The organism is Rothia sp. HMSC066G02 (assembly GCF_001813145.1).
Classification (GTDB): Bacteria; Actinomycetota; Actinomycetes; order Actinomycetales; family Micrococcaceae; genus Rothia.
This window is the reverse complement of the sequence record NZ_KV811583.1, coordinates 197722-222075: the sequence shown is the minus strand read 5'-3', so window position 1 is coordinate 222075 and position 24354 is coordinate 197722. Positions and strand designations below refer to the sequence as shown.

Sequence of the window (24354 nt, the reverse complement as noted above, 5' to 3'; positions counted from 1 at the left end):
TTTCTCCTATTGTTTCTTCGTAGGCCCGAATTACTGGGCGACCTGGTTGAATTCGTAGGTCTTGGGCTGCTGTGCCGCGTGCGGGTGCTCGGGGCCAGCGTAGACCTTCAGCTTCTTGAGCTGCTGTGCAGCAAGCTTGTTCTTGGGCAGCATGCCCTTAACAGCCTTCTCAACCGCGCGAACGGGGTTGGTCTCAAGCAGCTCTGCGTAGTTCACGGACTTCAGACCGCCGGGGTAACCCGAGTGGCGGTATGCACGCTTCTGCTCGAGCTTTGCACCGGTCAGGGCGACCTTCTCAGCGTTCACGATGATAACGAAGTCACCGGTGTCAACGTGGGGAGCAAAAGTCGGCTTGTGCTTACCGCGCAGCAGGATAGCGGTCTGGCTTGCGAGGCGGCCGAGAACAACGTCGGTGGCGTCAATGACGTGCCACTGGCGCTCGACTTCGCCGGGCTTGGGAGTATAAGTGCGCAAAATATTGGCCTTTGTCTCGAAATGTACATACGGCGCTTAGTTGGGTATCGCGCCTTTTACTTACGTGCATGACGAACACCCGGGTGAGGACCGAGCTGCCGCCCGTTCTGCCCGTACTCTATACCGCCTTAACGTCCTGCAACTAGACAGCGATTTAGAGCGCGCTCGGGTAGAACACGCACAACATATCAAGACTATACAGGACGTCGAGTGCTTAATCCACCGCCAAAGCCTTAAAAATAGGGCTTTTTTTGCCTTAAACACATTTTAAATTCCATCCGTGTAATTCACCTGAGGTAGTTGCGCTCCCCCGCGACGCTTCACGGTGCATGAGCAACGTGACGGGGCTCAATATATACAGGGCGTTAAGCGCTCTGTACTTCGTGGTCCTCACGCTTTGCTCGAGCACGTTCCGCCTGCTCTCCATACAACTCCGGGGCAGGGTAGTAAATCTCAGCTAGTGCCAGAGCATGGGGAGGCGCCAGAGTCAGCGAAGCCTCGCGTCCCGGGTTCTCGATCCGCTCACGCAACCAGGCGGCGTCACGTTTACCCGTGCCGTAGAGTACCAGCGCACCCACAAGTGAACGCACCATGTGATGACAGAAGGCATCAGCCACCACACGCACCTCAATAAGGCCACTTTCAGTACGAGTGAAGCTAAGCTCTCGCAGCTCACGAATCGTGGTCGCTCCTTCACGCGGCTTGCAGAAGGAGAGAAAATCACGCAGGCCGAGTAGCTGCTGGGCCGACTGGTTAAGATCAGCACAATCCAGGTGCTCAGGTACCGCCCAGGTGTAGGTACGGTGCAGAGGGTTAAGACCGTCCGCCGCGCCATCTGCAACGCGATATACGTAGCGGCGACCGGTAGCCGAGAAGCGTGCATCAAATTCAAAAGAAACTTCGCTCACGCGGTGAATCTGAATAGCACCCTGCAGAATACCGCGAACGTTCTTCGGCAAATTCAACTGCTCTTCCGCATCGTAGAGGCAGCGTTGCAGGGCACCGGTGAGGCGGCGTCCCAGGGCAGCCGTCGGATCGTCCTCCCCCGTTCGGCCTTGCAGGCGAGTCCAGTCCTCATCACTCAGATCGCAGTGCAAGGTTTGGGCTTCTGCGTGGACTCCCGCATCCGTTCGACCCGCAACCACCACACGGTGAGGCGCCCGCAGAATCAGCTCGAGGGCGTTCTCGATAACTCCCTGCACGGTGACCAGGTTCGGCTGGGCTGCCCACCCGCTGAAAAGAGAACCGTCGTAAGCACAATCAATTCGCACGCGGTGCGTAGCGGTGAAGGGCTGCTCTTCGTAATTCTCTAAAGAAGTAGCGTTATGCATTGGTGTGCCTTTCAGCGGTAAAGGACGATTGAAGACTACGGGCCGGCTCTTGGATAGCGAATGCGCAAAGAACCGTGTCCTCTTAAGTATGCAGATACACCAATCCGCCGCCCACAGCAGTGGACGGCGGATTGACATATTTTAGGCTTAGCCTAAATCAGCTGGGATCCGTATTACTCGGAAACCTTCTGTGCTGCTGCGCCACCTGCGGGGGCGTAACCTGCAGCCTCTGCCGACTCAGCGGAGTCGAACCAGATTTCAGCCTTGGTGCTGGAGTACCAGCGGGAACCGGGCACGTGGTACTTCATGGAATCGGCGTTACCCTTAACCTCGAAGCCCTCGGGAGCCTCGCCGGACTCCAGGGGTGCGTGGGAACCTGCGGGCAGGCCCTCAGCTGCTTCAGCCTTGGGAGCCTCAGCTGCCTTCTCAGCAACCTTGGTTGCCTCAGCAACTGCACCCTTGGTTGCAACGGGCTCCATGACGAGCTCGATGACTGCCATGGGAGCGTTGTCACCCTTACGGTTACCGATCTTGATGATGCGGGTGTAACCACCGGGGCGCTCTGCCATTGCCGGAGCAATAACGGTGAAGAGCTCGTGCACGACGGACTTGTCGGTGATGGAACGCAGCACGCGACGGCGAGCAGCCAGGTCGCCCTTCTTACCGAAGGTGATGAAGCGCTCTGCCACCGGACGCAGGCGCTTTGCCTTGGTCAGGGTGGTGGTGATGCGCTTGTGCTGGAACAGCTGCGCCGACAGGTTGTTGAGCATGTGGCGCTCGTGGGTCGGGGAACCGCCGAGGCGGGGACCCTTAGTGGGAGTAGGCATAGTTAAATCTCCATAGTTGCGTTCCCTAACGCCCCAGCAGCGGAGCCTCTTAGGGAATCAAGTTTGACTGATCCCGGTGGAACCGGGTGAACTATTCGGTCGAAATTATTCGCCGGAACCGTCTTCGTCATCAAGCGGGCGTGCAGCAGGCTCGAAACCGGGAGGGGAGTCCTTCAAAGCCAGGCCGAGCTCGATGAGCTTTGCCTTGACCTCGTCAATGGACTTAGCACCGAAGTTACGGATATCCATCAGGTCAGCTTCACTGCGGGTCACGAGCTCACCCACGGTGTGGATGCCCTCGCGCTTGAGGCAGTTGTAGGAGCGGACGGACATGTTCAGGTCCTCGATCGGCAGTGCCAAATCAGCGGCCATGGACTCGTCGGCGGGCGACGGGCCAACTTCGATACCCTCAGCTGCAATGTTCAGCTCACGTGCAAGGCCGAAGAGCTCGACCAGGGTGCTGCCTGCAGAAGCAACGGCGTCACGCGGTGCGATGGCTTCCTTGGTTTCGACGTCCAGGGTCAGGCTGTCGAAGTCGGTGCGCTGCTCAACACGGGTCGCGTTCACGCTGAAGGTAACCTTCAGAACCGGGGAGTAGATGGAGTCAACCGGGATACGGCCAATCTCGCCATCGCCGACCTTGTTCTGAGCTGCAGTCACGTAGCCGCGACCGCGCTCGATAACCAGCTCAGCGTTGAAGTTTGCCGAGGCGTTCAGGGTTGCCAGGTGCAGTTCCGGGTTGTGGATCTCCACGCCAGCGGGAACCTCGATGTCGCCTGCGGTCAGTTCACCTTCGCCCTGCTTGCGCAGGTAGGCCACGACGGGCTCGTCGTTCTCAGAAGAGATGGAGAGCTTCTTGATGTTCAAGATGATCTCAGTGACGTCCTCGGTCACGCCGGGAACGGTGCTGAACTCGTGCAGTACGCCATCAATGCGGACGCTGGTAACAGCGGCGCCGGGGATGGAGGACAGCAGAGTACGGCGGAGGGAGTTACCCATGGTGTAGCCGAAACCGGGCTCCAGAGGCTCGATGGTGAAGCGCGAGCGGTTGGGCGCTACGACCTCTTCAGTCAGAGTGGGGCGCTGTGCAATAAGCACTTTGTTTCCTTTCGGTGAGCTCCGCTATATGAGCCCACAGGTTGGGGAAAACATATCTTAGGAAGCAGACGGGTGTCTGTACTCTCCGGGTACAGCTCCGTGCGGAGTGTACCCGTCGAGGGATTAGGTCGAGACCTAATTAGACGCGGCGGCGCTTCGGGGGACGGCAACCGTTGTGTGCAACGGGGGTAACGTCCTGGATCGAACCGACCTCGAGGCCTGCAGCCTGCAGGGAGCGGATTGCGGTTTCGCGACCGGAACCGGGGCCCTTGACGAACACGTCAACCTTGCGGACGCCGTGCTCCTTGGCGCGGTTTGCAGCAGCCTCAGCAGCCAGCTGTGCGGCGTAGGGGGTGGACTTACGGGAGCCCTTGAAGCCCATGTCGCCAGCGGAGGACCAGGAGATCACTGCACCGGTGGGATCGGTGATGGAGACGATGGTGTTGTTGAAGGTCGACTTGATGTGAGCCTGACCAGCAACGATGTTCTTGCTAACCTTGCGGCGGTTGGTCTTACGAGCTGCCGCAGCGCGAGTCTTGGGAGGCATTTTTGATTCTCCTACAAAGGTTTTCTAATACGTTGGTCGGATAGAGATATCCAACAGAGCAACGTTGCTTACTTCTTCTTACCTGCGACGGTACGCTTCGGGCCCTTGCGGGTACGTGCGTTAGTCTTGGTGCGCTGACCGTGAACCGGCAGGCCGCGGCGGTGGCGCAGGCCCTGGTAGGAACCGATTTCAACCTTACGGCGGATGTCAGCTGCAACCTCGCGGCGAAGATCACCTTCAACCTTGTAGTTGCCTTCGATGAAGTCACGAAGTGCCACGAGCTCCTGGTCAGTCAGGTCCTTGACGCGGGTGTCAGGGTTGACGCCGGTAGCAGCGAGGGTTTCGTGTGCACGGGTCTTGCCCACGCCGTAGATGTAAGTGAGAGCAACTTCCACGCGCTTTTCGCGGGGAATATCAACTCCAGCGAGACGTGCCATACTGGCTTCTCCTTGTTGTTTTCCAGAGGTCTATAGCATCACTGCCCGGGTTGTTCTGACCCGGTCCCCGGCCTCTGAGTCCGGAGGTATCCGAAGTCGCCTCGTGGGCGTTGCTTCGGAGCGGTGCCTATGACAATTCCGCCCCCTGTTGGGGCGGTTATGAAGTCAGCTGCTAGGGATTAGCCCTGGCGCTGCTTGTGGCGCGGGTTTTCGCAGATCACCATGACCACACCGTGACGGCGGATCACCTTGCACTTATCGCAGATCGGCTTAACGCTCGGCTTGACCTTCATCGCATTCCTTTTGATTGCAACTTGATTACTGGCGAGATAAGAGGTTCCCTCACTTACGTTGGGGAACTGCGTTATCCCTTTGAACACGATTTAAACGCCGCCAGGGGCGACGTTTATCTCGGGTTTACTTGTAACGGTAGACGATACGACCTCGGGAAAGGTCGTAGGGGCTCAGTTCCACTACTACTCGGTCCTCAGGCAGGATGCGAATGTAGTGCTGACGCATCTTGCCCGAGATGTGTGCGAGAACCTTGTGGCCGTTATCCAGCTCAACACGGAACATCGCGTTGGGCAGAGCTTCAACCACAGAGCCTTCAATCTCGATGACGCCGTCTTTCTTAGCCATATCCTCCGCTAACGTCGGTGCCCGTCGCAGGTGCGGCGGGCAATTGTATCTTCTGTTTGTGAGCTCACCTCGGTGAGGCGATAGGGCGTTTTAAGGCGCACTTAACACTGGCACAAACAACCAACTGTTAACTCTACGGCAAAGGCCGTGGAAAAACAACCGTGATTTTTATGACATCAGGCACTTAATGTTTAAAAGGAAGAAGCCCCTCCCCCACGTTCCTGAAAGTCTTATTGACTTCCCTCCGCAGGAAAGGGGCACCGTTCACCGGTCACAGCTCAACTGCTTAGTCTTCCTTAGCGGCAAGCTGACCGCATGCTCCATCAATATCGGAACCGCGAGTATCACGAATAGTCGTCGGAATACCGTGGGCACGCAGACGCTCCACAAAGTTCTGCTCAACGCCCTTACGGGATGCCGTCCACTTCGAACCCGGGGTCGGGTTCAGCGGAATCGGGTTCACGTGCACCCAACCACGGCCGCGCTGCGCCAGCTTCTTACCGAGCAGATCCGCACGCCAGCCCTGATCGTTAATATCGCGAATCAGCGCGTACTCAATGGAGACGCGGCGGCCGGTCGTACGGTAGTAGTCGTACGCAGCGTCCAGAGTCTCGTCGACCTTCCAGCGCTGGTTAATCGGGATCAGCTCATCACGCAGCTCATCATCCGGAGCGTGCAGAGACAGCGCCAAAGTAATGGGCAGCTTCTCCAGCTCAAACTTACGAATACCCGGCACCAGGCCCACGGTCGACATGGTCAGACCGCGAGCAGAAATACCGAGGCCCTCGGGCGAAGGGTCAATCAGGCGGTGCACAGCACCCATGGTTGCCTTGTAGTTAGCAAGCGCCTCGCCCATACCCATGAAGACAATATTGGAAACACGCAGCGGACGAGTATCCTCAGAACCGCCTTCTGCTTCTTCCAGGCCCTTCATCTGCTTCAGGTAGCGGGCACCGGCAACGACCTGCTCCACAATTTCCGCGGTGGACAGGTTGCGAGTCAAACCCTGCTGACCGGTCGCACAGAAGGGGCAGTTCATACCGCAGCCAGCCTGCGAAGAGATGCACATGGTCACGCGGTTGTCATAACGCATGATGACAGACTCAATGAGCGCACCATCAAAGAGGCGGTGCACAACCTTCAGGGTGTCGCCACCGTCAGCCTCGAGGGTACGGACCGGGGTCAGAAGCTGAGGCATCGCCTGTGCAACCATCTGCTCGCGGTCCTTAGCCGGCAGGTCAGTCATCTCAGCGGGGTCAGTGACCAGACGCTCAAAATAGTGCTTGGACAGCTGGGATGCACGGAACGACTGGTAGCCAAGTTCCTTCAGAAATTCACGGCGGCCAGCCATGTCGAAGTCAGCGATATGCTTGGGCGGCTTCGCACGGCGCGGTGCTTTCAGGGCAATCTGGCCGGGTGCGGGGCGAACGTTCGAGATTTCAACCGGCACCTTGGTCGCAGCGGGTGCGGTTGCCTCGCCGCTATTGAGAGTTTCGCTCATGGAGCTTCTTCCTTGTGATGTGGATGCTTTCGGATGCGCTATCACGCACCGGACCGGATTCGCCGGTTTCTTCGGGTGGAGGTGGGGCAGCTAAAGGTGGATACCCCTCCCCTAGTGGTGGGACTTAGGCGGGGATCGGAACCGGGGTTACGCCAAAGCGAGCAAGTTCGCTTGCACCACCGTCTTCTGCAGTCAGGACCCAGATACCTTCGCTATGCACAGCAACGGAGTGCTCCCACTGGCAGGCATCGGAGCCGTCAACGGTTACAACGGTCCAGTCGTCGGAGAGCACCTTGGTCTCGATGGAACCAGTCACAAGCATCGGCTCAATAGCGAAAGCCATGCCGGGCTTGATCTTCGGCCCCATGTCACGCACTGCGTAGTTCAGTACGTCCGGTGCCATATGCATCTGGGAACCGATGCCGTGGCCCACGTAGTCTTCAATAATGCCGTACTTATCGCCGTATTCTTCGGTCACATATGCTTCGATGGCAAGGCCGATTTCGCCGACCTTCTTTGCGGTTGCCAGAGCGGCGATGCCGTGCCACATTGCCTCGCGAGTGACGGCGGAGAGCTCTGCGCGTGCTTCGCTCACATTGTCACCGACCAGCACAGTACGTGCCGAGTCGCCGTGCCACTGGCGGTTGGTTGCGGGGTCGATAACGTATGCGCCACCGTCGATAGAAAGGATGTCGCCGTCCTTGAGCACGTAGTCGCCGGGGATGCCGTGAACGACCTCATGGTTGACGGAGGTGCATACGGTTGCCGGGTAGTCGTAGTAGCCGTAGAAGTTGGAGGTGCCACCCAGTTCCAGCATGGTGCGTTCAAAAGCGGCGTTCACCTCTGCGGTGGTTGCGCCGGGGCGAGCTGCCGCCACTGCCGCATCGAGCGCGCGGCTGGTGATGACTCCTGCACGAGCCATCTGCTGAAGCTGTGCATTGGTTTTAATTTCGACTCGTGCCATTCTGGCTCCTTAGGTATAGGGGCGGTGCGCCCAAGCTTAGAACTCTACAGACAGCACTGTACCCCCGCAAGTCTTTGTGATGCATCATGCACCTCAAATTGCGGGGGTACAGCAGAAGATTACTTCAGAGCGTCGAGGATGCGCTCGGTGACTTCAGCAATCTCGCCGAGGCCGTTAACTTCCTTGACGATGCCGCGTTCGCGGTAGATTGCGATCAGCGGTGCGGTCTCTTCTTCGTAGACCTTCAGGCGGTGACGAATGACCTCTTCGTTGTCATCGGTACGACCCTGCTCTGCTGCGCGGTTGAGCAGACGCTCAACGAGTTCGTCGTTGTCTGCAACCAGCAGGAGAACTCGATCGATCTTCTCACCCTTGGCTTCGAGGATGGAGTCTAGCTCGTGCACCTGGGAGGTGTTGCGGGGGTAGCCGTCGAGCAGGAAGCCGTTGACGACGTCGCTTTCCTCCAGACGTGCGCGCACCATGTTGTTGGTGACAGAGTCGGGAACCAGGTTGCCGGAGTCGATGTACGACTTCGCTTCCATGCCCAGCTCGGTCTCTTCCTTGATGTTCTTACGGAAGATATCACCGGTGGAAATCGCGGGAATCTTCAGCGCTTCAGCGATCTTGACGGCCTGGGTGCCCTTACCTGCACCGGGAGGGCCGACGATGAGCAGACGGTTCATCGGAGCAGTCCTTCGTAGTTTCGTTGTTGGAGCTGAGCGTTGATCTGCTTGAGAGTATCAAGACCAACACCCACCACGATCAGCAGCGAGGCGCCGCCGAACGGGAAATTCTGGTTTGCGTTGAATAGGATAAGCGCTACCAGGGGAATCATGGAAATTACACCCAGGTAAAGTGCGCCAGGCAACGTAATTCGGTTGAGTACGTAGCTGAGGTAACGCGCGGTGGGCTTACCCGCACGGATGCCGGGAATGAAGCCACCGTACTTCTTCATATTGTCCGCTACTTCTACCGGGTCGAAGGTGACCGCCACGTAGAAGTACGCGAAGCCAATAATCATGAAGAAGTAGAGAGCAATGTACAGCGGGTGATCGCCGCGCACCAGGTATGCGTTAATCCAGTTGACCCAGTCCGGCGGGGTGGAGCCGTCGGTGGGGGTGTTGAACTGGGCAATCAGGCCGGGCAGGGTCAGCAGGGAGGACGCGAAGATCAGCGGGATCACGCCGGCCATGTTGACCTTCAGCGGGATGTAGGTGCTGGTGCCGCCAATGGTGCGTCGACCAATCATGCGCTTTGCATACTGCACGGGGATACGGCGAACGGACTGTTCCACGTAGACCACGGCAAGCATGACCAGCAGGCCAATACCGCAGACAGCCGCGAAGATACCCCAACCGTGGGTGCGCTGGATAGAGCCCAGAGCGCTCGGGAAGGAGGAAGCGATGGAGGTGAAGATCAGCAGGGACATACCGTTGCCGACGCCACGCTCGGTAATCTGCTCACCCATCCACATGATGACGGTGGTACCTGCACACAGGGTGACGATAATCAGCAGGATGTGCAGTACGTCGTCCTGGGGGATGATGCCCGGGCAGTTACCCAGCAGAACGCCAGAGCGTGCCATCGAGACGATGGTGGTTGCATTCAGCAGAGCAAGAGCGATGGTCAGGTAGCGGGTGTACTGGGTGAGCTTTGCCTGACCCTGCGCGCCCTCATCGTGCAGCTCCTGGAATCGCGGGATGACCACGCGTAGCAGCTGGATGATAATGGACGCGGTAATGTACGGCATCACGCCGAGGGCAAAGATCGAAAGCTGCAGCAGTGCGCCACCACTGAAGAGGTTGACGATATCGTAGACGCCACCGCTTGTAACATTGGCGTTCAGACACTGCTGTACATTTCCGTAGGAAACGCCTGGCGCGGGGATGAAAGTGCCCACGCGGTACAGCACAATCATTGCCAGGGTAAACAGCAGCTTACGCCGCAAATCGGCGGTCTTGACGACTCGCCCGAATGCGCTCAGCACATGTCCTCCTGTAAGTCTATGGGGCGCCCATCCCTCTCAAAGAGTTTTAGGGCGCAGTAAACACATCTTCCAGTCTATCGTGTTTGGAGCGGGTAACGATAACTCCCTAGCAGATTATGTAGCTTTTATATTCTCTTAGCGTGATTTTTGAACGCCAAATGTGGCGCACACCAAGCGTTCAAATATACGAATACAGGAATATATCCCGTTGTGAGTCTTTCCGAGCAGCAAAAAGCCCCCGCCGTACAGTGTACGGACGGGGGCTTTCTCGTCTTGAAGACTACTTAACGGTTACAGAACCGCCAGCGGCCTCGATCTTCTCAATAGCGGAAGCCGATGCCTTGTCAACAACAACGTTCACCTTGACGGAGATTTCGCCGTTGCCCAGAACCTTCACGAGCTCGTTCTTGCGAACGGCACCCTTAGCAACCAGTGCCTCGACGGTGACGTCGCCACCGTTGGGGAACAGTTCCTGGATGCGGTCCAGGTTAACAACCTGGTACTCGGTGCGGAAGGGGTTCTTGAAGCCGCGCAGCTTCGGCAGGCGCATGTGCAGCGGCAGCTGGCCGCCTTCGAAGCCTGCACGAACCTGGTAACGTGCCTTGGTACCCTTGGTACCGCGACCTGCGGTCTTACCCTTGGAGCCTTCACCGCGGCCAACGCGGGTCTTTGCCTTGTGGGCACCCGGTGCCGGGCGCAGATCGTGAATCTTGATAGCTTCTGCCATCTTTACTTGACCTCCTCAACCTTCACCAGGTGAGCAACGGTGTTAACCATGCCAACGGTGACGGGGTCAGCAGTGCGGACTACCTTGTTGCCGGGGCGCTTGAGGCCCAGGGAACGCAGGGTGTCGCGCATGTTCTGCTTCTGACCAACATAGGACTTGACCTGGGTGATTTCCAGCTTTGCGTCGCTGGGCTGAATACGCTTGGCCATTACTACGCACCTGCCTTTTCAGACTTGGTGTTGCGCAGGTAGCTGGGGATAACCTCATCGGTGGGCAGGCCACGGCGGGCTGCCACTGCCAGGGGCTCCTCGAGCTCCTTGAGTGCTGCAACAGTTGCGTGAACGATGTTGATCTGGTTGGAGGAACCGAGCGACTTGGACAGCACGTCGTGAATGCCTGCGCACTCGAGTACTGCACGCACGGGGCCACCTGCGATAACACCGGTACCAGCGGTTGCCGGGCGGAGCATCACAACGCCTGCAGCTGCCTCACCCTGCACACGGTGCGGGATGGTGCGGCCTTCGATGCGGGGAACGCGGAAGAAGTTCTTCTTTGCTTCCTCGACACCCTTGGAGATTGCTGCGGGAACTTCCTTAGCCTTACCGTAGCCAACGCCGACCAGGCCGTTACCGTCACCAACGACGACCAGTGCGGTGAAGCTGAAGCGACGACCACCCTTGACGACCTTGGAAACGCGGTTGATGGTCACAACGCGCTCGATGTACTTGTCCTTCTCCTCCTCGCGAGCGCGGTTGTTACGGCGCTCACCACGGCCACGACGCTCGCCGCGGTTGTTGCGGCGCTCCTCGCGCTGGTTGGAGGTCTCAGCGGTTTCAGCTACTACTGCTTCGCTCACCTGAGTTTCCTTTACGTTCTGCTCGCTCATTAGAGTGCAAGACCTCCCTCGCGTGCACCGTCAGCAACGGCTGCAACACGGCCGTGGTACTTGTTACCACCGCGGTCGAACACGACTGCCTCAACACCAGCTGCCTTGGCGCGCTCTGCTACGAGCTCACCAACGCGCTTTGCCTTAGCGGTCTTGTCCAGGTCAGCTGCACGCAGCTCTGCTTCCATGGTGGAAGCGGATGCCAGGGTTACGCCCTTGACATCGTCGATAACCTGAACGAACATGTGACGGGTCGAACGGGTGACGCACAGGCGCGGACGCGCAGCGGTACCCGAAACGTACTTGCGGATGCGAGCGTGACGACGTGCACGCTGCGCTGCCTTCGACTTGATAGCCATGTTTACTTACCAGCCTTTCCGACCTTGCGGCGGATGTGCTCACCTGCGTAGCGAACACCCTTACCCTTGTAGGGATCGGGCTTACGCAGACCACGAATGTTTGCTGCAACCTGACCAACGAGCTGCTTGTCGATACCCGACACGGTCAGCTTGTTAGCACCCTCCACTGCGAAGGTAATACCCTCGGGAGCGGTGATGTTGATCGGGTGGGAGTAGCCCAGAGCGAACTCCAGGTCGTTACCCTTCGGGGTCACACGGTAACCGGTACCAACGATTTCCAGCTTCTTTTCGTAGCCGGAGGTAACGCCGATAATCAGGTTCTGAATCAGGGTACGAGTCAGACCGTGCAGCGAGCGAGACAGGCGCTCGTCGTTCGGACGAGATACAACGATCTCGTTTTCGTTCAGAGCCACGGTGATGGGGGAAGCTACCTTGTGGGAGAGCTCGCCCTTCGGGCCCTTAACGGTAACCAGGTTGCCATCGACCTTAACCTCAACGCCGGCGGGAACCGAGATGGGGAGACGTCCAATACGTGACATTATTCTCTTCCTTTCTCTTCTAACCGACTACCAGATGTAAGCGATGACTTCGCCGCCCACGCCCTTCTTCGCAGCCTGCTTGTCAGTGAGCAGACCCGAAGAGGTGGACAGGATTGCGATGCCGAGGCCACCCAGAACCTGGGGCAGGTTGGTGGACTTTGCGTAGGTACGCAGGCCCGGCTTGGAAATACGACGCACGCCAGCGATGGAACGCTCGCGGGACGGACCGTACTTGAGGACGAGGGTCAGGGTCTTGCCGACCTTTGCATCCTCAACCTTCACGTCGGCGATGTAGCCCTCAGCCTTCAGGATCTCAGCAATGCGAGCCTTCAGCTTGGAGTAGGGCATGGATACGGTGTCGTGGTATGCGGAGTTTGCGTTACGCAAACGGGTCAGCATATCTGCGACCGGATCAGTCATAGTCATTGTGGGCTTTAGCCCTTCCTCGTTGTGGTTTCCCTACCCCGCGGTAACGGGGTCTGGACCTACAACGTAGTCGTTAGTTGGTCTTGAACGGGAAGCCCAGTGCCTTCAGGATTGCACGGCCTTCTTCGTCGGTCTTCGCGGAGGTCACCACGGTGATGTCCATACCACGCACGCGGTCGATCGAGTCCTGATCGATTTCGTGGAACATGGACTGCTCGGTCAGACCGAAGGTGTAGTTACCATTACCGTCGAACTGGCGGTCCGAGAGGCCGCGGAAGTCGCGGATTCGGGGCAGCGCCAGGGTGACGAGGCGGTCCAGGAATTCCCACATGCGGTCGCCACGCAGGGTGACGTGTGCGCCGATGGGCATACCTTCGCGCAGCTTGAACTGTGCGATGGACTTCTTAGCGCGGGTAACAATCGGCTTCTGACCGGTGATTGCGGTGAGATCGCGGATTGCGCCGTCCATGAGCTTTGCGTCGCGAGCTGCCTCGCCAACACCCATGTTTACGACGACCTTAACGATCTTCGGGGTCTGCATGACGTTCTCGTACTTGAACTCTTCCTGCAGAGCGGGAACGACGACCTCAGCGTACTTGGTCTTGAAGCGGGGGGTGATCTTGGTTTCGGTCATTAGATGTCCTTACCCGAACGCTTAGCAACGCGCACGCGAACGGTGCGCTCCTTGCCGTCACGCTCTACAGTCTCGAGGCGGAAACCAACACGGGTCGGCTTCTTGGTCTCGGGGTCAACAATCGCAACGTTAGAAACGTGGATCGGTGCCTCAACCTTCTGAATGCCGCCTGCTGCGCCGGTCAGGGGGTTAGCCTTGGTGTGCTTGGTGACGACCTTGACGCCCTCAACAATCACGCGGTTTTCCTTGGGGAGAACCTTCAGAACCTTGCCCTGCTTGCCCTTATCTGCACCGGAAATAACCTGAACCAGGTCGCCGGACTTGATCTTAGCCATGAATTAGAGCACCTCCGGAGCCAGCGAAACGATCTTCATGAACTTCTTGTCGCGAAGCTCACGACCCACGGGGCCGAAGATACGGGTACCACGGGGATCACCATCAGTGTTCTTCAGGATCACTGCGGAGTTCTCGTCGAACTTGATGTAGGAGCCGTCGGGACGACGGGTTTCCTTCTTGGTGCGGACGACGACTGCCTTAACAACGTCACCCTTCTTTACGGTACCGCCGGGGATTGCATCCTTGACGGTTGCGACAATGATGTCGCCAATGCCTGCGTAGCGACGCGAGGAACCACCGAGAACACGGATGGTCAGGATTTCCTTCGCACCAGTGTTGTCGGCGACCTTCAGTCGCGACTCCTGCTGAATCATATTTCTCCTGTCGTCTCGCCGGTTCCGACTCGCTTTAGGCGCGAGCCAGCCTTGCGGAACATTTTTACGGGATTGGTTGACGCCCCGGGCCCCAACTCTATGGAAGGGGTTAGCGGAAACGCCTGGGGCAAACCCATGCCAGAAGCATTTGGACCCGCGTGAAGCGGGCGTATCCCACCCGTAAATAGCGGCATTATGCACTGGCACGAGAAGCCCGTGGTTGTGCGGCTATTTGGATACAGCCACACAGTCTTAACACTGTACAGGAAGCAGGTATGTAGCGCAAGAGTTTGCCGACTATGATTTCAGTCTCCTCCACCCTATCTCTGGGGATAGCCGGGCTTAGAGAGCAAAAACCCCATACCCCACATCACCATCGATTGAGAAGGCCCCTTATTTGACACTTAAAGCAGGAGGCCCCTTCGTGTAGTTCCTGACGCATAAGAAACTGAAGGGGCCTCGAGAAATCTATCAAACAATGTGTCAAACAAAGAAGATAGATATTAATATTTTACTACGCTTTAATGTCCCTCCACGACAGACTTGCCGCAGTACTGGCAAGAGACCCCCCCGGTCCTACTCCCCACCTCTCAGACATACGCACAGTGCTAGAGCGCGGCACGCACTACGTTGATATATCAGCTGCTCTCAGTCGCTCTTCACTCATCAGCTAGGGCATATATACTTTCGCGATACCGTCACGAACGATAGGGCGAGGAGGTTCTCCCGGTCGAGTCTCTTCTGCAGCCTCATAGTATTCGCCAGAGTTTGCATCCAGCACGTAGGGAACCTCAGCTGCGGGGTAGTCTCCTGCTTTATCGACAGCAATGACACTCCCGTCCTTCAACAGGACCTGGTGGTTAATGCGGGTGGGAGCCACCTGCACGGTGTCAATAATGGCTCGATTGAGCGTATTAATGACGGTAATAGTTCCGCCACCAGCAACTGCCGCCTCCCCCTTGCCACCGAAATCAGCAACATAGAGCAGGTGACGTTCTGCATCGAGCAAGATATCGGTGGGCATCTTTCCGAACGGAAGATAAGCGAGGTGCTCACCCTCAAAGCTCAGAACATACAGACCGCCATTCTTACCCTCGCGCCCTTGCGCAGAGACATATAGTTCACCGCGCGTCGAAACAATCTCCACACCGTGAACACCGACTGGAGTATTGGCGTCTTCCCCGCCAATTACGGGCAGCTTGCGTGCAAGCTCCCAGGTATTCATATCCACAACCCAGATTTCATCTCGCATAATATTCGGGATGTACAGGAGGCTACGGCTTTCGTCCGCTACGGGTCCTAGTAGCATGGCAGGGCCTTCCCCTTGAAGGGGGCTAACCCTACGTTCCCCCTCTGCGGTGGGTGCAGAAATCACCTGGTAGCCGCCCATTCCGGTAACGAGTACGGCACCGTTGGGTGCGACGTATAGCTCACGCGGAGTCAGCATCTCTACTTCTAGAACGAGAGAATCCCATACGCGCGATAGGTCCTTTTGGGAGTATGCGGTAACCGAGTTTGTGTGGGTTCCTCCGGTCCAGAGAAGCCCCCGTTCATTGTCTGCGGCTAACCCATAGGCAGCTTGAACCTGGAAGAGGTTTGCTAGTTCGGGGTTATTTTCCGGGATAACGGGCAGAGTAGCCGTCTGCTCAATCTGCAGGGTATCCGCGTTTATGCGAGCAATTGTGGCGCAGAGAGTGCCGTGGGTCTTTGTGTGGTTATAGCTTCCACTTACAAAAAGAACGTTCTCTTCAGGGTTGTATGCCACTTGATACTGGCCAGCAAGTCCCGCGGAACGATCCACGGAAAAACGCTTAGCATCCGGCACGTTCTTCTGCTCTTCTCCTGCGACAGGGGGAACCATAAGTATCTCCAGAGTTGTGTAGTTTGGAGGCTAGCTCACCTTATATTTTGCGGGCTTAGCATCCGGAGCTTTCTGCTGTATATCTTACGCTTTGCCCACCATTTTGAGGCTTTTCTAGTGCAGTCCATGCACTACGAAATTCATCCTCAAGAGGTCCTATATTGGCATCCGGAGCTGTTCTCCCCTCCGGCTCTGAGCGGGGCAAATTTACCCCATGAAAGCTTTACAATCTAAACATAATTAGCATAAAAGACATATATCTAGAACTATCGGCATCTTCTAGAACTAAAAGACTTATATCGAGTCGACCAGAGCCATAGATTTTGTAATATTTCTTCACCTCTGACCCCCTCAAAACAGCGTTCTGAAAAAATCTGCTTAAAAATTTAGAAATTAAGGGTTGTTTTTTCAAAAATCAAGTTTTTTAGCAAAAATCGCGATTCAAGGTGCGAAAATCAGCGAGATGTACCATAATAGAAGAGACGCATGCGTCAAACAAGAGGTTCGGTCCTTATCGGACAGATTTCTTGGGTCCCTTTTTCCTCGCTAATCCGTTTGTCTAGGGACCGAACCTCGCTTTGACACTAAACCCGCACTTCGGTGCGGGTTTTCTTCGTATTTGAGGCGTTAGAATCCCGCACTTCATTCTTCAGGCTGTTAACTCGTCAAATAAGGGCGGGCGAGCGCAGAGGGTGCGCTTCACCCTTCCTCCGCTTCTCTTCCGCTCTCCCCCGCTACTACTTCTGATCCTGGTCTAGGCCTTCCGCTCGAATACAGACGTATAGGCAAAACGATAGGGGCGGTACCCATCGGTTCGATGGGTACCGCCCCTTTCAGCGCCTATCGGCAGTTTCAGAGAGTCAAGCGGGTTCTTGAATATCTAGCAGATCCCGCTCTACCTCTTTCGCTACCGCCAAGCGGTAGTATCGTGGGCTGCCGTGGGGTACGGGCTATGCCTTGCGGCGACGTGCTACCAGCACGGTTGCGCCAACGACCAGGGCAAGAACGCCGATTCCTGCAGCAACGACGATGCCCGAAGCACCGGTGTTAGCCAGCGAAGACTTCGAGGAGCTCGAAGCGGTGGAGCCGTTGTTGGAAGAGGTGACGTTCTGCGACGAAGAGCCGGAGGTCTTCGGTGCAGTGCTGTCCTTCTTCTGAGCATCAGACTTCAAAGAATCCGCGGGAGCCTTGGACTGATCCTTAGCGTTTTCCTTTACCTGTTCCTTGGAGTCTGCCGGTGCGGAAGGCGCCTCAGAGGGGTTAGTTACAGGTGCATTAGCCGATTCGGATGCCTTCGGTTCCGAAACCTTCGGCGCAGGTGCCTGGTTTTCAACGCTGAAGGTGTATTCTGCAGCCACACCACCGCGCACGTTATCGTTCTCGGTCAGGGAACCGGAGAGCAGGTAGATAGCAACGCTATCGCCGGTCTTCAGTTCTTCAGTCAGGTTAGAGTTTGCCACGGTGGGGCGGTCGATGGTTGCGGTGAAGTTACCGTTTTCGTCCGCCTTGATGTATGCCCAGATGCCTGCGCTATTGCCTTCAACGCCTTCGAGCTTGGGCTCTTCCTTCGCGGAAATAGCGCCCTTGTTCAGCTTGACCGCGATAACGGAGCCCTTACCGTCCAGAGTCTTGAAGCCTTCACCGCGGAAGGTCAGCTTCTGGCCGTCCCAAGTCTTGGGGAAGTAGACCTTAGCGCCGTCCTTGTACTCGTGCACAACCTCATTGGAATTTGCGCTTTCGGAGGGTGCCGGGGTGCTCGGCTCGGGCTTAGCAGACTCGCTCGGAGCCGGAGTAGTCGGCTCAGGCTTAGCAGACTCACTCGGAGCCGGAGTGGGCTCGTTGCCACCAGGCAGGCTCAGCTTAGTACCGGCGGGGTAAGTGGTAGTCACGCCAGAGGGAGCAGCAGCGACCTGGGTAGTTTCTGCCGGTGCGCAGGTCGCAGCGGTGTCTGCCTTCTTCTCTGCAACAGTTGCGGAGAGCGCTTCACCACCACGTGCGGTATCGCCTTCAACCATGGAGCCGGAGAGCAGGAAGACAGATACCTTATCGCCGCTCTTCAGGTTTTCCTTCAGGTTGGAGTTTTCAGTGGTCGGGTACGGCAGCTCAGCGGTGAAGTTACCATTCTCATCTGCCTGGATGTACGCCCAGACGCCGGCGCTGTTGCCCTCAGCACCGTTGAGCTTCGGCTCTTCCTTCGCGGAGATGCGGCCCTTGTTCAGCTTGACTGCGAGTACGGAGCCCTTTGAACCGTCCTGAGTCTTGAAACCTTCGCCACGCAGCTTCAGGGTTTCACCGGTGGTCCAGTCCTTCACGGCGTAGAGCTTAGCGCCGTCGGCGTAGGTCTTCACCAGTTCTTCAGAAGAAGCCTGTGCAGCAGGCTTCGCGGTGGTTTCAACGGTGGTGTTGATCTTCACCATGACGCCGGGAGTAATCGGGGAGTCTGCGTTGTCCTTGCCCTTGGGCTCGGTGCTAGAGGTGCGGTATTCGCCGGTGGTCTTATCGATGGTGTAGTCGGTTTCGATAGCGGAAGCGCCTTCAATGCTGCGTGCTACAGCGTATGCACTGCCGTCTGCGGTGACCAGAACATCATTTGCGCCGCTGGTCGCACCGGTAGACACCTGAGAAACAACGGTGCCGGTTCGTGCATCAACAACACCGACGTTGCCGGTACCGTAATCGGTCACGTACAGCAGGTCACGGGCTTCGTCGGAGGCGAGAGCGAGGGCCTGGTTGCCGAAAGGAATGGTCTTCTTGTAGGCACCAGTTTCCAGGTCGTAGACGGTGATACCGGAGTTAGTGCCCTTACGGTCACCCTGGGTGCTGACGTAGATTTCCTTCAGGGACTTGTCGATAGTGACGTCCGAGGGGTTCAGAGTAGCTTCAGCATTTTCCTTGTGCAGCTGAATGGTCTTCTCAACCTCGTAGCTCTTGGTGTCAATCACCTTCACGGTGCCGGCACTCAAGGAGGGTACGTAGAGCTTGCCATCAGCGGAGTCTACGTGCATGTTCATTGCGATGTCAGATTCGCCCTTGGCGTCGGTGAATTCAATCTTCTTGACCAGGGCGTGCCGAGTGGTGTCGAAGACACTAATGCCGCCGGAGCCAGATACAAAGACCTTGCCGCTGGAGGGGTCGATGCGTACCTCACGAGGGTGGTTGACGTCGCCTTCTGCACTGCTCCAGATAATCTTGTTGGTCGCGGGATCGAAGACAGATACCTTGTTGACGCGGGTCTGGGTCACCCATACGTATCCGGTTGCTTCGTCGTAGGCAATACCGTAGGGAGATTCAATCTGCTTACCGGTCGGTGCGGTAGCGCCACGTGCAATAAAGTCCGTGGTCGGGAACTGGTAGACAGTAGCAAGGCTCGGGGTGGATGCAACGTTCCAGGTGCCGACGCCACCGGTCAGAATCGGCGGGCGGCCGGAGGAGAAGGAAGTGTAGAGGGAGGAGGTTGCTGCCGAGTATGCCAGCTGGTACTGGCCGGGCAGGCCCTGGTACTGGGTAGCGCTCACTGCAATGTGGCGGCATTCCTCAGTGGAGTTCTGGGAGTTCCCGCCGGGAACGGATGCGGAGACGTTTGCCGCAAAGGTAGCGGGAACGGCAGCGAAAGAGCCTGCAACAACGGAAAGTGCGCCAGCAATGGCGAGCAGCTTACGTGAGGGCTTGGGTGAAGAAGTCATGATAATCCTCAATGATGTGTAGTGGTACTTCTCCAAAGGTCGTGCAACCTCCGGAAGGTGCAAAGCCACCCGACTAATTATTAGGAAAGGTTATGCTAAGCAACTATAAAGTTGATAATAAGTCCCTAATCAGGTTGTTTTCAAGTGTTGCTCATCGGATTCCGCAGACCCCAGGCGCCTTACTCACGTATTACTTTTCATTTTTTCGCCCTAATTCCGCCTCCACATGCGTTTTCTTCTCTAGCAGCGTCTACTCATGGATTGCGCCATCAACGCGAGAGAAAAATATTGCTTTCTCGTATGACATATCAAGACATTTATGACAAATGTTGTCTTAGCGCCTGTTATTAGCCCGTGCCATAGGGCGCCCGCCCCGGTTTTTCCCGTACAAAGGTTAAAAGCAAAGAGCCCCTCTCCTACCGAAGTAGGAGAGGGGCTCTTTTACTGCTCTAGCAGAGAGTCATGAAGAGAGCTTACTTAGCCTTCTCGATGATCTCCACGATACGCCAGCGCTTGGAAGCGGACAGCGGACGGGTCTCTGCAATCAGAACGAGGTCACCGATGCCAGCAGCGTTCTGCTCATCGTGTGCCTTGATCTTGGAGCTACGGCGAACGACCTTGCCGTACAGTGCGTGCTTCACGTGGTCCTCGACCTCGACGACAACGGTCTTGTCCATCTTGTCGGAGACAACGTAGCCGCGGCGGGTCTTGCGGTAGCCGCGCTCTTCGTTCTTTACTTCACTCACTTGGACTCACCTTCAGTTGCGGGACGAATACCGAGCTCGCGCTCACGCAGCACGGTGTAGATACGTGCGATGTCGCGCTTGATAGTGCGGCGACGACCTGCGTTAGCCTGACCGGTGACTTCCTGGAAGCGGATGTTGAAGAGTTCCTTCTTCGCTTCGCTCAGCTTTGCAGCCAGCTCTTCGTTGGAGAGCTCTGCGAGCTTATCGATGCTCAGGTCCTTGGATCCTACTGCCATCTCGCTTATTCACCACCTTCGCGGCGACGCACAACACGTGCCTTCATCGGGAGCTTGTGGATTGCCAGGCGCATTGCCTCGCGAGCCACTTCTTCGGACACACCGGAGAGTTCAAACATGACTCGACCCGGCTTGACATTTGCGACCCACCACTCGGGCGAACCCTTACCGGAACCCATACGGGTTTCAGCGGGCTTCTTGGTCAGCGGACGGTCGGGATAAATGTTGATCCAGACCTTACCGCCACGCTTGATGTGACGGGTCATTGCGATACGTGCAGCCTCAATCTGGCGGTTGGTCACGTATGCGGGCGACAGGGCCTGAATGCCCCACTCACCGAAGCTAACCTCGGTGCCGCCCTTTGCGAGACCACTACGCTTGGGGTGGTGCTGCTTGCGGTACTTTACTCGACGGGGAATAAGCATTTATGCCTCACCGTTCTCTGCAGTCTTGGCCTCGACCTTTGCCGAAGCGTTCTCGTTGCGGCGCTCGCGACGAGGACCACGGTTGCCCTGGCGGCGGCGGTCACCATCGCGGCGGTTGCCACGGCGGTTGTTTGCTGCCTGCTGAGCTGCCAGCTCCTTGTCGGTCAGGTCGCCCTTGTAGATCCAGACCTTCACGCCGATGCGACCGAAGGTGGTCTTAGCCTCGAAGAAGCCGTAGTCGATGTTCGCACGCAGGGTGTGCAGGGGCACACGGCCTTCGCGGTAGAACTCGGAACGGGACATTTCAGCGCCACCCAGACGGCCGGAGCACTGGATACGGATACCCTTTGCGCCTGCACGCTGTGCGGACTGGATTGCCTTCTTCATTGCACGGCGGAATGCAACACGCGATGCGAGCTGCTCTGCGATGCTCTGTGCAACCAGCTGAGCGGAGAGGTCGGGGTTAGCAACCTCGAGGATGTTCAGCTGAATCTGCTTGTTGGTGAGCTTCTCGAGCTCGCCGCGGATGCGGTCTGCTTCTGCGCCACGGCGGCCAATCACGATACCGGGACGAGCGGTGTGGATGTCCACACGCACGCGGTCACGGGTACGCTCGATCTCGACCTTTGCAACGCCTGCGCGATCCAGGTTCTTTGCCAGCAGCTCGCGGATCTTTACGTCCTCGCGGACGAAGTCAGCGTAACGCTCGCCGGGCTTGTTGGAATCAGCGAACCACTTGGAGACGTGGTCAGTGGTGATGCCCAGTCGGAAACCGTTCGGGTGAATTTTCTGACCCATTTAGCGGTCCTCCTCCTTCTCCGGGGTAGCAACTACCACGGTGATGTGGCTGGTGCGCTTGTTGATTCGGTATGCGCGACCCTGAGCGCGGGGCTGAATGCGCTTCATGGTCGGGCCCTCGTTCACGAATGCTTCGCTGATGAACAGCTCTTCCTCGCGGAAGGGCAGACCCTGCTGGGTTGCCTTCTGACGAGCGTTAGCTACTGCCGAAGCAACGATCTTGTATACCGGTTCCGAAGCTGCCTGGGGGGCGAACTTCAGAATCGCCAGAGCCTCTTCCGCCTGCTTACCACGGATCAGGTTGACGACACGGCGGGCCTTCATAGGCGTAACGCGAACGAAACGCGCTGATGCCTTGGCTTCCATTGCCTATCTCTCTTTCGTCTATTGCCGAAAGGGAAACGTTAGCTTATCGGTGTGAACCGATTAGCGACGCTTGCCCTTACGGTCGTCCTTCACGTGGCTGCGGAAAGTGCGGGTCGGAGCAAACTCACCGAGCTTGTGACCAACCATCGACTCGGTGATGAACACCGGCACGTGCTTGCGACCGTCGTACACTGCGATGGTGTGACCGAGCATGTCGGGGATAATCATCGAGCGACGCGACCAAGTCTTGATTACGTTCTTGGTGCCCTTCTCGTTCTGAGCTGCAACCTTCAGGTAGAGGTGCTGATCAACGAAAGGGCCCTTCTTCAAACTACGAGGCATGTTTCAGGCTCCTTAGCGCTTCTTGCCAGTACGACGGCGACGAACGATGAGCTTGTCGCTTTCCTTGTTGGGACGGCGGGTACGACCCTCGGGCTTACCGTTGGGGTTAACCGGGTGACGACCACCGGAGGTCTTACCTTCACCACCACCGTGCGGGTGGTCAACCGGGTTCATGACCACACCACGGACGGTCGGGCGGATGCCCTTCCAGCGGTTACGGCCTGCCTTACCCCAGTTGATGTTGGACTGCTCAGCGTTGCCAACTTCACCAACGGTTGCGCGGCAGCGAACATCCACGTTGCGGATTTCGCCGGAGGGCAGACGGAGCTGACCGTACTTGCCTTCCTTAGCAACCAGCTGTACAGAAGCACCTGCGGAGCGAGCCAGCTTTGCGCCGCCGCCGGGGCGGAGCTCGACACAGTGAATCACGGTACCAACGGGGATGTTGCGCAGGGGCAGGTTGTTACCGGGCTTGATGTCAGCTGCGGGGCCGGACTCGACGATGTCGCCCTGAGCGAGCTTGTTCGGAGCGATGATGTAGCGCTTGGAACCATCGAAGTAGTGCAGCAGCGCGATGCGAGCGGTACGGTTGGGATCGTACTCGATGTGTGCAACGCGTGCGTTAACGCCGTCCTTGTCGTGACGACGGAAGTCGATCAGACGGTACTGGCGCTTGTGGCCGCCACCCTTGTGACGGGTGGTGATGCGACCGGTGTTGTTACGGCCGCCGGTCTTGTGAAGCGGACGAAGCAGGGACTTTTCCGGGGTGGAGCGGGTGATCTCGGAGAAATCAGCAACGCTCGAACCGCGGCGACCCGGGGTCGTCGGCTTGTACTTACGAATACCCATTTAGATATTTCTTCCTTCGTTAAAGTGGTCTCCGCGGGGCTTATGCCTGCGGACCGCCGAAGATGTCGATGGTGCCTTCCTTGAGGGTCACAATCGCACGCTTGGTGTTCTTGCGAGCGCCCCAACCGAAACGGGTGCGCTTGCGCTTGCCCTGACGGTTGATGGTGTTGACGGAAGCAACCTTGACGTCAAAGATCTTCTCGATGGCCTGCTTGATTTCCAGCTTGTTGGAATCGGTAGCGACCTCGAAGGTGTACTTACCTTCGTCGAGCTGACCGTAGCTCTTCTCGGAAACGACGGGAGCGATGATCACGTCGTATACAGACTTGGTGGAAACGCTCATTACTTAGCGCCCTCCTTCTTCTGAGCTGCAGCAACGAATGCGTCGAATGCTGCCTTGGTGAAGACCACGTCGTCAGAAACCAGCACATCGTAGGTGTTGAGCTGATCTGCGTACAGAACGTGAACGTTCTCCAGGTTACGTGCGGACAGAGCCACAACGTCCTCTGCACGAGCAATCACAAGAAGGATGTTCTTGCGCTCGGTGATAGCTGCGAATGCAGCCTTTGCAGCCTTGGTCGAGGGGATTTCACCGGAGATGAAGTTCTCGACAACGTGGACGCGGTCGTGACGAGCGCGATCAGAGAGAGCACCGCGCAGTGCAGCGGCGATCATCTTCTTGGGGGTGCGCTGTGCGTAGTTACGCGGGGTCGGACCGTGAACAACGCCACCGCCGGTCATGTGCGGTGCACGGATGGAGCCCTGACGTGCGTTACCGGTACCCTTCTGCTTGAAGGGCTTACGGCCTGCACCGGAAACCTCGCCGCGGTTCTTGGTCTTGTGGGTGCCCTGGCGTGCAGCAGCGAGCTGTGCAACGACAACCTGGTGCAGCAGGGGCACGGATGCCTGCGCGTCGAAAATCTCTGCGGGCAGGTCTACCTTAAGGGTCTTAACAGCCATGA

At 57.4% G+C, this 24354-nt stretch carries 32 protein-coding genes; all 32 read right to left on the bottom strand.

Annotation, left to right across the window (positions count from 1 at the left end; translation table 11 throughout):
• Positions 1-30 precede the first annotated feature (30 nt).
• The 32 genes from rplM to rplD all read right to left on the bottom strand — a co-directional run bounded on the left by rplM (position 31) and on the right by rplD (position 24352).
• Positions 31-474: a 50S ribosomal protein L13 gene (gene rplM / locus HMPREF2894_RS01995; protein ID WP_005505035.1), complete on the bottom strand. Its 444-nt coding sequence runs from the start codon at positions 472-474 to the stop codon at positions 31-33.
• Positions 475-839: 365 nt separating this feature from the next.
• Positions 840-1805 (bottom strand): tRNA pseudouridine(38-40) synthase TruA, encoded by a 966-nt coding sequence (gene truA, locus HMPREF2894_RS01990; RefSeq protein ID WP_049346446.1) that lies wholly within the window; start codon positions 1803-1805, stop codon positions 840-842.
• A 173-nt stretch (positions 1806-1978) separates the two neighbouring features.
• Positions 1979-2632 (bottom strand): 50S ribosomal protein L17, encoded by a 654-nt coding sequence (gene rplQ, locus HMPREF2894_RS01985; RefSeq protein WP_005505032.1) that lies wholly within the window; start codon positions 2630-2632, stop codon positions 1979-1981.
• A gap of 105 nt (positions 2633-2737) precedes the next feature.
• Positions 2738-3730 (bottom strand): DNA-directed RNA polymerase subunit alpha, encoded by a 993-nt coding sequence (locus tag HMPREF2894_RS01980; protein WP_005505031.1) that lies wholly within the window; start codon positions 3728-3730, stop codon positions 2738-2740.
• Between the two features lie 139 nt (positions 3731-3869).
• Positions 3870-4277, bottom strand: a complete 408-nt coding sequence (gene rpsK, locus HMPREF2894_RS01975) for a 30S ribosomal protein S11 (RefSeq protein WP_005505028.1) — start codon at positions 4275-4277, stop codon at positions 3870-3872.
• A 68-nt stretch (positions 4278-4345) separates the two neighbouring features.
• Positions 4346-4714 carry a 30S ribosomal protein S13 gene (rpsM, locus tag HMPREF2894_RS01970; RefSeq protein WP_005505026.1) on the bottom strand — a complete coding sequence of 123 codons (369 nt, stop codon included), beginning with the start codon at positions 4712-4714 and terminating at the stop codon, positions 4346-4348.
• 179 nt (positions 4715-4893) lie between these two features.
• On the bottom strand, positions 4894-5007 hold the full coding sequence (gene rpmJ / locus HMPREF2894_RS01965; protein ID WP_004005257.1) for a 50S ribosomal protein L36: 114 nt from the start codon (positions 5005-5007) through the stop codon (positions 4894-4896).
• Positions 5008-5131: 124 nt separating this feature from the next.
• Positions 5132-5353, bottom strand: coding sequence for a translation initiation factor IF-1 (infA, locus tag HMPREF2894_RS01960; protein WP_005505018.1), 222 nt, complete (start codon positions 5351-5353; stop codon positions 5132-5134).
• Positions 5354-5639: 286 nt separating this feature from the next.
• Entirely contained in the window at positions 5640-6854 is a 1215-nt protein-coding gene (gene rlmN / locus HMPREF2894_RS01955; protein ID WP_044150213.1) for a dual-specificity RNA methyltransferase RlmN, read from the bottom strand.
• A 124-nt stretch (positions 6855-6978) separates the two neighbouring features.
• Positions 6979-7818: a type I methionyl aminopeptidase gene (map, locus tag HMPREF2894_RS01950; protein ID WP_049341779.1), complete on the bottom strand. Its 840-nt coding sequence runs from the start codon at positions 7816-7818 to the stop codon at positions 6979-6981.
• Positions 7819-7937: 119 nt separating this feature from the next.
• Positions 7938-8501: an adenylate kinase gene (locus HMPREF2894_RS01945; RefSeq protein WP_049358732.1), complete on the bottom strand. Its 564-nt coding sequence runs from the start codon at positions 8499-8501 to the stop codon at positions 7938-7940.
• Complete coding sequence (secY, locus tag HMPREF2894_RS01940) at positions 8498-9805, bottom strand: preprotein translocase subunit SecY (RefSeq protein ID WP_012903060.1); 1308 nt, start codon at positions 9803-9805, stop codon at positions 8498-8500. The genes HMPREF2894_RS01945 and secY overlap by 4 nt, the downstream gene beginning before the upstream one ends.
• A 280-nt stretch (positions 9806-10085) precedes the next feature.
• On the bottom strand, positions 10086-10532 hold the full coding sequence (rplO, locus tag HMPREF2894_RS01935) for a 50S ribosomal protein L15 (RefSeq protein WP_005505008.1): 447 nt from the start codon (positions 10530-10532) through the stop codon (positions 10086-10088).
• Positions 10533-10534: 2 nt separating this feature from the next.
• Positions 10535-10741, bottom strand: coding sequence for a 50S ribosomal protein L30 (rpmD, locus tag HMPREF2894_RS01930; RefSeq protein WP_004005265.1), 207 nt, complete (start codon positions 10739-10741; stop codon positions 10535-10537).
• Between the two features lie 2 nt (positions 10742-10743).
• Entirely contained in the window at positions 10744-11388 is a 645-nt protein-coding gene (rpsE, locus tag HMPREF2894_RS01925) for a 30S ribosomal protein S5 (RefSeq protein ID WP_171840195.1), read from the bottom strand.
• A gap of 29 nt (positions 11389-11417) precedes the next feature.
• On the bottom strand, positions 11418-11777 hold the full coding sequence (gene rplR / locus HMPREF2894_RS01920) for a 50S ribosomal protein L18 (RefSeq protein ID WP_005505006.1): 360 nt from the start codon (positions 11775-11777) through the stop codon (positions 11418-11420).
• Positions 11778-11779: 2 nt separating this feature from the next.
• Entirely contained in the window at positions 11780-12316 is a 537-nt protein-coding gene (gene rplF, locus HMPREF2894_RS01915) for a 50S ribosomal protein L6 (protein ID WP_005505004.1), read from the bottom strand.
• Positions 12317-12343: 27 nt separating this feature from the next.
• The gene (gene rpsH, locus HMPREF2894_RS01910; protein WP_005505003.1) at positions 12344-12742 is read right to left on the bottom strand and encodes a 30S ribosomal protein S8; all 399 of its coding nucleotides are present in this window, start codon (positions 12740-12742) and stop codon (positions 12344-12346) included.
• 73 nt (positions 12743-12815) lie between these two features.
• Complete coding sequence (gene rplE / locus HMPREF2894_RS01905; RefSeq protein WP_005505001.1) at positions 12816-13376, bottom strand: 50S ribosomal protein L5; 561 nt, start codon at positions 13374-13376, stop codon at positions 12816-12818.
• Positions 13376-13711, bottom strand: coding sequence for a 50S ribosomal protein L24 (gene rplX / locus HMPREF2894_RS01900; RefSeq protein WP_005504988.1), 336 nt, complete (start codon positions 13709-13711; stop codon positions 13376-13378). Before rplX ends, rplE begins: the two co-directional genes overlap by 1 nt.
• A 3-nt stretch (positions 13712-13714) precedes the next feature.
• A complete protein-coding gene (gene rplN, locus HMPREF2894_RS01895; RefSeq protein WP_005504986.1) occupies positions 13715-14086 on the bottom strand; it encodes a 50S ribosomal protein L14 in 372 nt (123 codons plus the stop codon).
• A 670-nt stretch (positions 14087-14756) separates the two neighbouring features.
• Positions 14757-15533 (bottom strand): YncE family protein, encoded by a 777-nt coding sequence (locus HMPREF2894_RS01890; protein WP_239663299.1) that lies wholly within the window; start codon positions 15531-15533, stop codon positions 14757-14759.
• A 1364-nt stretch (positions 15534-16897) separates the two neighbouring features.
• Positions 16898-19630 (bottom strand): LPXTG cell wall anchor domain-containing protein, encoded by a 2733-nt coding sequence (locus HMPREF2894_RS01885; RefSeq protein WP_070677591.1) that lies wholly within the window; start codon positions 19628-19630, stop codon positions 16898-16900.
• A gap of 473 nt (positions 19631-20103) precedes the next feature.
• The gene (gene rpsQ, locus HMPREF2894_RS01880; RefSeq protein WP_005508401.1) at positions 20104-20376 is read right to left on the bottom strand and encodes a 30S ribosomal protein S17; all 273 of its coding nucleotides are present in this window, start codon (positions 20374-20376) and stop codon (positions 20104-20106) included.
• Positions 20373-20612, bottom strand: coding sequence for a 50S ribosomal protein L29 (gene rpmC / locus HMPREF2894_RS01875; RefSeq protein ID WP_005504969.1), 240 nt, complete (start codon positions 20610-20612; stop codon positions 20373-20375). The genes rpsQ and rpmC overlap by 4 nt, the downstream gene beginning before the upstream one ends.
• A 5-nt stretch (positions 20613-20617) precedes the next feature.
• Positions 20618-21037 carry a 50S ribosomal protein L16 gene (gene rplP, locus HMPREF2894_RS01870; RefSeq protein WP_005504968.1) on the bottom strand — a complete coding sequence of 140 codons (420 nt, stop codon included), beginning with the start codon at positions 21035-21037 and terminating at the stop codon, positions 20618-20620.
• A complete protein-coding gene (gene rpsC, locus HMPREF2894_RS01865; protein ID WP_005504966.1) occupies positions 21038-21835 on the bottom strand; it encodes a 30S ribosomal protein S3 in 798 nt (265 codons plus the stop codon). It lies immediately after the preceding gene.
• Positions 21836-22201, bottom strand: coding sequence for a 50S ribosomal protein L22 (gene rplV, locus HMPREF2894_RS01860; RefSeq protein WP_005504964.1), 366 nt, complete (start codon positions 22199-22201; stop codon positions 21836-21838).
• Between the two features lie 60 nt (positions 22202-22261).
• Positions 22262-22543 carry a 30S ribosomal protein S19 gene (rpsS, locus tag HMPREF2894_RS01855; RefSeq protein ID WP_004005282.1) on the bottom strand — a complete coding sequence of 94 codons (282 nt, stop codon included), beginning with the start codon at positions 22541-22543 and terminating at the stop codon, positions 22262-22264.
• Positions 22544-22555: 12 nt separating this feature from the next.
• Complete coding sequence (gene rplB / locus HMPREF2894_RS01850) at positions 22556-23392, bottom strand: 50S ribosomal protein L2 (RefSeq protein ID WP_005504961.1); 837 nt, start codon at positions 23390-23392, stop codon at positions 22556-22558.
• Positions 23393-23432: 40 nt separating this feature from the next.
• Positions 23433-23735: a 50S ribosomal protein L23 gene (rplW, locus tag HMPREF2894_RS01845; RefSeq protein ID WP_005504959.1), complete on the bottom strand. Its 303-nt coding sequence runs from the start codon at positions 23733-23735 to the stop codon at positions 23433-23435.
• On the bottom strand, positions 23735-24352 hold the full coding sequence (rplD, locus tag HMPREF2894_RS01840) for a 50S ribosomal protein L4 (RefSeq protein ID WP_049341134.1): 618 nt from the start codon (positions 24350-24352) through the stop codon (positions 23735-23737). Before rplD ends, rplW begins: the two co-directional genes overlap by 1 nt.
• Positions 24353-24354: the final 2 nt, after the last annotated feature.

Coding starts and splice junctions, on each gene's coding strand:
- HMPREF2894_RS01890 (WP_239663299.1), bottom strand. CDS start 15,533: ATGCTGACTCCGCGTGAGCTATACGTCGCACCCAACGGTGCCGTACTC.
- rplR (WP_005505006.1), bottom strand. CDS start 11,777: ATGGCTATCAAGTCGAAGGCAGCGCAGCGTGCACGTCGTCACGCTCGC.
- rplQ (WP_005505032.1), bottom strand. CDS start 2,632: ATGCCTACTCCCACTAAGGGTCCCCGCCTCGGCGGTTCCCCGACCCAC.
- HMPREF2894_RS01885 (WP_070677591.1), bottom strand. CDS start 19,630: ATGACTTCTTCACCCAAGCCCTCACGTAAGCTGCTCGCCATTGCTGGC.
- map (WP_049341779.1), bottom strand. CDS start 7,818: ATGGCACGAGTCGAAATTAAAACCAATGCACAGCTTCAGCAGATGGCT.
- rpsH (WP_005505003.1), bottom strand. CDS start 12,742: ATGACTATGACTGATCCGGTCGCAGATATGCTGACCCGTTTGCGTAAC.
- rplW (WP_005504959.1), bottom strand. CDS start 23,735: ATGAGCGTTTCCACCAAGTCTGTATACGACGTGATCATCGCTCCCGTC.
- rplB (WP_005504961.1), bottom strand. CDS start 23,392: ATGGGTATTCGTAAGTACAAGCCGACGACCCCGGGTCGCCGCGGTTCG.
- infA (WP_005505018.1), bottom strand. CDS start 5,353: ATGGCTAAGAAAGACGGCGTCATCGAGATTGAAGGCTCTGTGGTTGAA.
- rplP (WP_005504968.1), bottom strand. CDS start 21,037: ATGCTTATTCCCCGTCGAGTAAAGTACCGCAAGCAGCACCACCCCAAG.
- rplO (WP_005505008.1), bottom strand. CDS start 10,532: ATGGCAGAAGCTATCAAGATTCACGATCTGCGCCCGGCACCGGGTGCC.
- rpmD (WP_004005265.1), bottom strand. CDS start 10,741: ATGGCCAAGCGTATTCAGCCCAGCGACGCAAAGCTGGAAATCACCCAG.
- rpsC (WP_005504966.1), bottom strand. CDS start 21,835: ATGGGTCAGAAAATTCACCCGAACGGTTTCCGACTGGGCATCACCACT.
- rplD (WP_049341134.1), bottom strand. CDS start 24,352: ATGGCTGTTAAGACCCTTAAGGTAGACCTGCCCGCAGAGATTTTCGAC.
- truA (WP_049346446.1), bottom strand. CDS start 1,805: ATGCATAACGCTACTTCTTTAGAGAATTACGAAGAGCAGCCCTTCACC.
- rplN (WP_005504986.1), bottom strand. CDS start 14,086: ATGATTCAGCAGGAGTCGCGACTGAAGGTCGCCGACAACACTGGTGCG.
- HMPREF2894_RS01945 (WP_049358732.1), bottom strand. CDS start 8,501: ATGAACCGTCTGCTCATCGTCGGCCCTCCCGGTGCAGGTAAGGGCACC.
- rplF (WP_005505004.1), bottom strand. CDS start 12,316: ATGTCACGTATTGGACGTCTCCCCATCTCGGTTCCCGCCGGCGTTGAG.
- rpsK (WP_005505028.1), bottom strand. CDS start 4,277: ATGCCTCCCAAGACTCGCGCTGCGGCAGCTCGTAAGACCAACCGCCGC.
- rpsS (WP_004005282.1), bottom strand. CDS start 22,543: ATGCCTCGTAGTTTGAAGAAGGGCCCTTTCGTTGATCAGCACCTCTAC.
- rplV (WP_005504964.1), bottom strand. CDS start 22,201: ATGGAAGCCAAGGCATCAGCGCGTTTCGTTCGCGTTACGCCTATGAAG.
- rplE (WP_005505001.1), bottom strand. CDS start 13,376: ATGACCGAAACCAAGATCACCCCCCGCTTCAAGACCAAGTACGCTGAG.
- rpmJ (WP_004005257.1), bottom strand. CDS start 5,007: ATGAAGGTCAAGCCGAGCGTTAAGCCGATCTGCGATAAGTGCAAGGTG.
- rlmN (WP_044150213.1), bottom strand. CDS start 6,854: ATGAGCGAAACTCTCAATAGCGGCGAGGCAACCGCACCCGCTGCGACC.
- rpsM (WP_005505026.1), bottom strand. CDS start 4,714: ATGGCACGTCTCGCTGGAGTTGATATTCCCCGCGAAAAGCGCGTGGAA.
- rplX (WP_005504988.1), bottom strand. CDS start 13,711: ATGGCTAAGATCAAGTCCGGCGACCTGGTTCAGGTTATTTCCGGTGCA.
- rpmC (WP_005504969.1), bottom strand. CDS start 20,612: ATGGCAGTAGGATCCAAGGACCTGAGCATCGATAAGCTCGCAGAGCTC.